We start from the raw sequence: 6,434 nt of genomic DNA, 5'->3' as shown, positions 1-6,434 counted from the left end.
TGCTGCTCGGCGGCCGGGCCGGGGACCTCTTCGGACGCAAGAGGATGTTCCTCGTCGGGCTCGGCCTCTTCACCGCCGCCTCGCTCGGCGGCGGCCTCGCGCAGGCCGAGTGGCAGCTGCTGGTGGCGCGCGCCGTGCAGGGGCTCGGCGCGGCGGTCCTCGCCCCCTCGACCCTGACGATCCTCACGTCGGCGGTGCCCGAAGGCCCGGCACGGGCGCGGGCGATCGGCGTCTGGTCGGCGGTCGGAGCGGGCGGCGGCGCGGCGGGCGGCCTGGTCGGCGGGGTCCTGACCGACCTGCTCTCCTGGCGCTGGGTGCTCCTGATCAACGTGCCGGTCGGTGCCCTGGTGATCGTCGCGGGCCTGGCCTGGCTCACCGAGAGCAGGGCCGACCGGACGCGCCGCCTGGACGTGCCGGGCGCGGTGCTCGTGACGGCCGGCCTCGCCACCCTCGCGTACGGCATCGTGCAGACGGAGGAGAAGGGCTGGACGGCGGCCGCGACGCTGGTGCCCCTCGCGGCGGGCCTCGCCCTGCTCGCGGCGTTCCTCCTGGTGGAGTCGCGCACGAAGGCCCCGCTGATGCCGCTGAAGCTGTTCAAGGTGCGGACGGTGTCGGCCGCGAACGCCGCGATGTTCGTGTGCGGCGGCGGCATGTTCGCCATGTGGATGTTCATGACGCTCTACACCCAGAACGTCCTCGGGTACTCGGCCATGAAGGCGGGCCTCGCCCTCATGCCGTCCTCGCTCACCGTCGTCCTCGGGTCGATGCTCGCGCCGCGCCTGATGCCGGTGCTCGGCCCGAAGAACGTCTCCGTGCTGGGCATCCTCGTGGCGTCCGCGGGCTTCGGATGGCAGTCGACGATGACGGTCGACGGCGCGTACGTCACCTCGATCCTGCTGCCCGGCATCGTGATGATGTTCGGCGCGGGCCTCGCCACGACCCCGCTCGCCTCGCTCGCCACGTCGGGCGCCGAACCGGGCGACGCCGGACTCGTCTCCGGCCTGGTCAACACCTCGCGCACCATGGGCGGCGCGCTCGGCCTCGCGGTGCTCTCCACGGTGGCGGCCGCGCAGATGCACGGCTCGACGTCGCCGCAGGCGCTCACCGACGGGTACGCGATGGCGTTCCGGACCAGCGCGTTCATCCTGCTGGCGGGCGTGGTGGTACTGCTCCTGTGGATGCCGGGACGCCGGGCCCGGGGACAGGGCACCGACTGAGGCAACGGTTTGCGGCCTCCATGGACTCCAATGTGCAAGGAGGCATTCATGGGGGAGCAGAAGCAGACCGCTGGCAGCGGGGTCGGTGGTGGCAGGCTTGTAGGCAGCGGGGCCGGTGGTGGCACCGACGGGTTCGACGGCGGGTTCGACGGCGACTTCCAGGGGTTCGTCACCAACCGCTGGTCGCAGCTGATGCGCACGGCGTTTCTTCTCACGGGCCAGCAGCACGCCGCGGAGGACCTGGTGCAGTCGTCCCTGGAGCGGACGTACGTGTCGTGGCGGAAGGTGAGCGCGGCGGGTGATCCGGACGCCTATGTGCGCCGGATCATGATCAATCTTCACGCGCGCAAGCACCGCCGCAAGCTCAAGGAGTTCCTGTCCTTGCAGGACTCGGGCCCGGTCCTCGACAGACCCGAGCACGGCGACCGCATGGCACAGGCGGACGAGCGCGCGGGGCTGCTGCGCGCCCTCGCCCAGCTGCCCGCCCGCCAGCGCGAAGCGGTCGTCCTTCGGTACTGGGAGGACCTGAGCGAGACGCAGACCGCCGAGGCCATGGGCTGCTCGGTCGGCGCCGTGAAGAGCAATGCCGCCAAGGGAATCGCCAAGCTGCGCGCCATACCCGCACTGACCGACAAGGTCGGAAGCCGAGGGGAGAAGTAATGACCAGGGACCAGGACCCGGCGCAGCTCGACGCCGCCGAGCACAGTGACATCACCCACCGCCTCGCGGACGTGGCGGACGGGGTCGAGATCGGCGCGGCCCCGTACCAGGCGGTGCTGCGCGGCGGGCGGCGCAGGAAGGCGCGCCGCTGGGCGCTCGGTGCCCTGGCGGCGGCCACGATCGTCGGCTCCACTGGCTCGCTGGCGCTCGCCGTGGTGGACGGCAGGGACCACGCGCAGGCGGCGTCGCAGCACGGCACCGCGAGGGACCGGCATGTCTACGCCCCTCGGCTCACCCCGCTGACCGAAGTGCGGGACGGCTCCGGGACCCGCGTGGCGCGGGTGGAGCTGCGGGTGTGGGGTGCTCCGCGGGACGAGGCGGAGGCGCGCGGCCAGCAGAAGGCGATGATCGGGGCGGGTGTCTGGGACGAGCGGACGACGGACCCGGTCCCGAACTTCGACCGGCCCTGGTACGCGATCGTGGTCAGCGCCGACGGCAAGGAAAAGGTCACCTCCTTCGGACTCCAGGACAAGGAGCCGGGGGGCGACGACGGCCTGAGCTTCGCCTCGGTGGAGTTCGAGCTGAAGGGCAGGAAGGTCACCGTCGGACACGTGGGCCCGAAGACCCACCGTGTTGTGTACGAGTACGAGAACGGCACGTCCGAGCCGGAGCTCCACAAGGCGGCGGGCTCGGGCTACCTGTGGTTCACGAAGGAGGAGAAGGAGTCGGGCCCGTCGGGCGAGCTGAAGAGCATCCGCGTCCAGGACACGAAGGGGAACGCGGAAGTGGTGCAGGAGGACTGACGCCCCCGCCCGCTCACAGCCAGCCCTGCTGCCGGGCCTCGCGCACCGCCTCCATCCGGTTCCGCGTCCCCGTCTTGCCGATCGCCGCCGAGAGGTAGTTCCGCACGGTCGACTCGGACAGGTGCAGCTTGCCCGCGATGTCGGAGACCGTGGCGCCGTCCACGGAGGCCTTGAGGACGTCCGCCTCGCGGCCGGTCAGCGGGCTGGGCCCGGCGCTGAGCGCGGCCGCGGCGAGCGCCGGATCGATCACCGTCTCGCCCCGCAACGCCCGCCGGACCGCCTCGGCGAGCTCCTCGACGGGCCCGTCCTTGACCAGGAACCCGACCGCGCCCGCCTCCATGGCGCGGCGCAGATAGCCGGGCCTGCCGAAGGTGGTGAGAATCAGGACCCGGCAGTCGGGGCACTCCTCGCGGAGATCGGCGGCAGCGTCGAGGCCGCTGCGGCCCGGCAGTTCGATGTCGAGCAGAGCCACGTCCGGTCGGGCGTTCAGCGCCGCGTCGACGATCTCGTCGCCCCGGCCGACCTGGGCGACGACTTCGATGTCCTCCTCCAGCCCGAGCAACAGGGCGAGCGCGCCCCGCATCATGCCCTGGTCCTCGGCGAGGAGGACTCTTACGGACTTCGCTGGGCGGTGGTCTTCGGGCATCTCGTCCATGGGCTCAGGCTAAGGCCAGCGTCCCAGCTCAGGGCAGTAGAAGGCCCCGGCCGGCGCTCCGGGGTCCAGGGAGCACCGGACCGGGGCCGATGGTGACTCAGTCTTCAGCGGGCGGGATCACGAAGCCTCTCGTAGGACCGTTCGTGGAGCGCGGGGCGGACTCCGGGGCGGCCTCTTGGAACTTCCCCACGACGGCTACCAGGGCGTCAGCGGTGATGTCCCTCCGGGCCTCGGGGCCGGCGGTGTCGTACACCCGCCATGGCCCCGCCGTGTTCTCCGGATCTTCCGGCGCGACCACCCCAGGGATGCCCAGCCGCCTCAAAGCGGCGTCCACCTGCCGGGCCTCTTCCGCGTTCATGTCCTCGCCTCTCCGCCGCGGGTGGGGGCAGCCTAGCCACCGCCGCCTCCGCCGCTTCCTCCTGAGCAGTGCGACGCACAGCCGCCGGGGTTGATGGGGCCACAGCCGCCCGGCTTCGGCGTGTGTGAGCAACTCGCGGCCACGGCCACCAGGACCTTGCTGGGGCCTTCCCACAGCTCACGGTCCACCTGGTGTCCGGCCTCCTCGATCAGCGCCACCGTGCGAGTCAGTGCGTCGGGGTCGTGCCGCTCGGGGTCGGGACGCTCAGGCCAGTGGTGAACGAACCGGCCCAAGCGTTCGCACAGCTTGGAGTACGGCCCTGTATGCAGGATCAGCGCGTGCCAACCCTCGTCCACCACGTTCGACGGGGTGATCCTCACCGTGGGGAACCGCGCTGCGGCGTCAACGAACTTGAGCGCTTCCGTGACGATCCGCGCGGCCATGGGCTCATCCATGCCGGGGTTGTTGTCGACCACTGTGGCGACGACGCCCCCGAACGTGTCGGGGGTGAGTAAGTCGCGTGCATGGTTCATGTGCGTGCCTCCCTGATGTGGGACCGTCCCCCGGTTGCCGACCTGTCCAGGGTTTCCACCAACCGGGGGCGGGGGCCTCGACGTGCTGACCCGCCCGGCCGTCTCCGCTTCACGGGGCGTGCGACGGGCGAGACTTGATGCCCGCTCCTCAGGGGCTTGATCAGCTTTCCGCACTTCTCGCAGTCGGGTCCGTCCTCTGTGGGCGCATCGGTCTTCGCTGTCATCGGGGCAGTCCCCTCACGTGGTCCGTTCTCAACCACGCTAGGAAGGCGGAACCATCAACTCACAGCGGATTGCGCCTGATTGCGCGGGGATTACACAAGTGAGTCACGGGCCTTGATGATCAGCGCACGGGCCCTCGGGCCGTGGACCGCCATATCGGCCAGCGTGGCGAACGTGTCGGCGTACGCCTTGATCTCGCTGGGCTGTGTCAGGGTCAGGTACCCGCTGACCAACTCGACGTTGACTTGGGCATGGTCGTAGATCCAGAAGTTCTCAACGGGGAGTTGGCGGCGTTCCTGGCCCATCGGCACCACGCCGAGACTGACGTTCGGCAGACGGCTCACGGAGAGGAGGTGCTCGAGCTGTTCGTCCTGCGTCTCCGCGTTGCTCAGAGTGTTCCGGAGGGCGGGCTCCTCAATCAGGAACGCGAACAGCCGTTGCCCCTCGTGAACCACACGCTGACGGTCCATGCGGGCCGCTACGGCATCGGCCACGTCATCGAGCGTAACCCGCTGTTGCTGGATCGTCCGGAGCACGTCCTCCGTGTACTGGTGGGTCTGGAGGAGACCGGGCAGTACCCATGAGCTGTACGAGCGGAATCGGCGCGTGCGCTGATACAGCGGTAGGCGCTCCTCCTGGGACTGGCGCAGCCCGGCACGCTCAAGGCGGCGCCACGTGAGCCACATGCCCTCGACGGCCCGCAGGGAAGCCACCAGGTCCGCCGCCTGATCCTCGGCGTCACAGGCCTGGCACCACGCTCGGATGTCGTCCTCGCTGGGCTTCTGACGCCCCGTAGCGATCCGGGAAACCTTGGACGGAGCCCAGCCGCAGCGCGCGGCCACCTCTCGCCCCTCGAGCCCGGAATCCTTCACCAGCTCCCTTAGCCGGTCGGCAAGAAGCTGCCTGGCTTGCTGGACGTTGGACGACGATGATTGCGACACGACTCAATGAACCGGCTTGTATTCCTCGTGGGGCGTGGCTCGCTGCCAGATCGCCTCGAAGGCTTTAGTGCACCACGCGGCCAGGGCTGCGTCAGTGACGTACTCGCGCTCCATCAGTGTGCCGTCCCCACTGAAGTGGTGGAACAGCACCAACTCGCCGTCGAACACCCAGAAGTCCACGGCGGGGATCGCGAGATCCTTGGCCTTGCGCCGGGGCAGCCAACGCACGTCCTCCCCCGCGGCGCAGTTGGTCAGCGCGTAGGCGTACTCCCATCGCACATAGTCAGTCAGCGGCTCTGAGACGACGCGGGCGCGGCGGACGGACACGCCTCTTGAGGCGGCAGCGTGCACGGCGTCGTGCCACCCCTCCCACCAGTCGGCGCGATTGTCCGGGGTGAACTCCCTTCGCCCTTCGCGCCATTCGATGAAGTCCGGGTCCGTGCTGGCGTACTGGTCCCGGACCTCGAGGTGAATGGCGGACTGTCGGGCCCGGGCGAGGGGTTCACGTGCCGGGGGTTGCATCGGTGGCGTCTCCGTCAGGGCGAGGAATGTACTGGATCATGACCTTGGGCAGGCGGATCAGCGCCTCATGGTCCGGAACGTCCGTTCCGTGGCCGGGGATTGAGCCGATCTCCTGGCACGCCTTCAGCTCCTCTTCCGTGGCCTTGTAGGACTGGATCAGTAGATCCCCGCTGTCCTCGTCCACCCAGATCGTCGGCGAGTCGTCCTTGCCGGTATTGGGGATGATCCCCAGGAAACGCAAGCGCATGACCTCTCCCTGCGTCGATCCCATTGCCACCGATTGCTGCCGATTGCTTGAGCGTCACCCTTCCGGCGAATCAGCGCAAGAGGCCGTCCGCGCCTGTGATCCGAAGCTGCCCCGCCTCGTTGAACGTGCTCTGTATGTCCTTCCAGGCCTTGCGTACGCACAGGTCGGCCCGGTTCGGCTCAGTCTGGCCGCACCGGCGGCGGTTCTTCCACGGGATGAGCGGGATGAGTATGACCGGGGGTCAGGAGTGGGGGAGGGGAGCCACGTCGTCCGGGG

8 protein-coding genes are annotated in these 6,434 nt (G+C 69.7%); 3 read left to right on the top strand and 5 right to left on the bottom strand.

The features are described from left to right. The 3 genes from AOK03_RS39405 to AOK03_RS39395 form a co-directional block, all read left to right on the top strand. The coding region (locus AOK03_RS39405) for an MFS transporter (RefSeq protein WP_055570142.1) at window positions 1–1,217 on the top strand (1,217 nt) is incomplete at its 5' end. Between the two features lie 48 nt (window positions 1,218–1,265). Continuing rightward, entirely contained in the window at window positions 1,266–1,877 is a 612-nt protein-coding gene (locus tag AOK03_RS39400; protein WP_079075260.1) for a SigE family RNA polymerase sigma factor, read from the top strand. Continuing rightward, window positions 1,877–2,680 (top strand): hypothetical protein, encoded by an 804-nt coding sequence (locus AOK03_RS39395; RefSeq protein ID WP_055570141.1) that lies wholly within the window; start codon window positions 1,877–1,879, stop codon window positions 2,678–2,680. Before AOK03_RS39400 ends, AOK03_RS39395 begins: the two co-directional genes overlap by 1 nt. Window positions 2,681–2,693: 13 nt before the next feature. On the opposite strand, the gene AOK03_RS39390 is transcribed toward AOK03_RS39395, so the two are convergent. The 5 genes from AOK03_RS39390 to AOK03_RS39365 form a co-directional block, all read right to left on the bottom strand. Beyond that, window positions 2,694–3,335, bottom strand: coding sequence for a response regulator transcription factor (locus tag AOK03_RS39390; protein WP_208609709.1), 642 nt, complete (start codon window positions 3,333–3,335; stop codon window positions 2,694–2,696). Between the two features lie 390 nt (window positions 3,336–3,725). Then, on the bottom strand, window positions 3,726–4,226 hold the full coding sequence (locus tag AOK03_RS39380) for a glycine-rich domain-containing protein (RefSeq protein WP_055570139.1): 501 nt from the start codon (window positions 4,224–4,226) through the stop codon (window positions 3,726–3,728). Window positions 4,227–4,540: 314 nt separating this feature from the next. Continuing rightward, entirely contained in the window at window positions 4,541–5,389 is an 849-nt protein-coding gene (locus tag AOK03_RS39375; protein WP_055570138.1) for a helix-turn-helix domain-containing protein, read from the bottom strand. A 3-nt stretch (window positions 5,390–5,392) separates the two neighbouring features. Continuing rightward, on the bottom strand, window positions 5,393–5,911 hold the full coding sequence (locus AOK03_RS39370) for a DUF6879 family protein (protein WP_055570137.1): 519 nt from the start codon (window positions 5,909–5,911) through the stop codon (window positions 5,393–5,395). Continuing rightward, window positions 5,892–6,158, bottom strand: coding sequence for a hypothetical protein (locus tag AOK03_RS39365; RefSeq protein ID WP_055570136.1), 267 nt, complete (start codon window positions 6,156–6,158; stop codon window positions 5,892–5,894). The genes AOK03_RS39370 and AOK03_RS39365 overlap by 20 nt, the downstream gene beginning before the upstream one ends. Between the last annotated feature and the right edge of the window lie 276 nt (window positions 6,159–6,434).

The organism is Streptomyces atriruber (assembly GCF_001418325.1).
In the GTDB taxonomy this organism is placed as follows: Bacteria; Actinomycetota; Actinomycetes; order Streptomycetales; family Streptomycetaceae; genus Streptomyces; species Streptomyces atriruber.
Note: the sequence above shows the minus strand (reverse complement) of the source record. Positions and strands in the feature narration are given on the sequence as shown.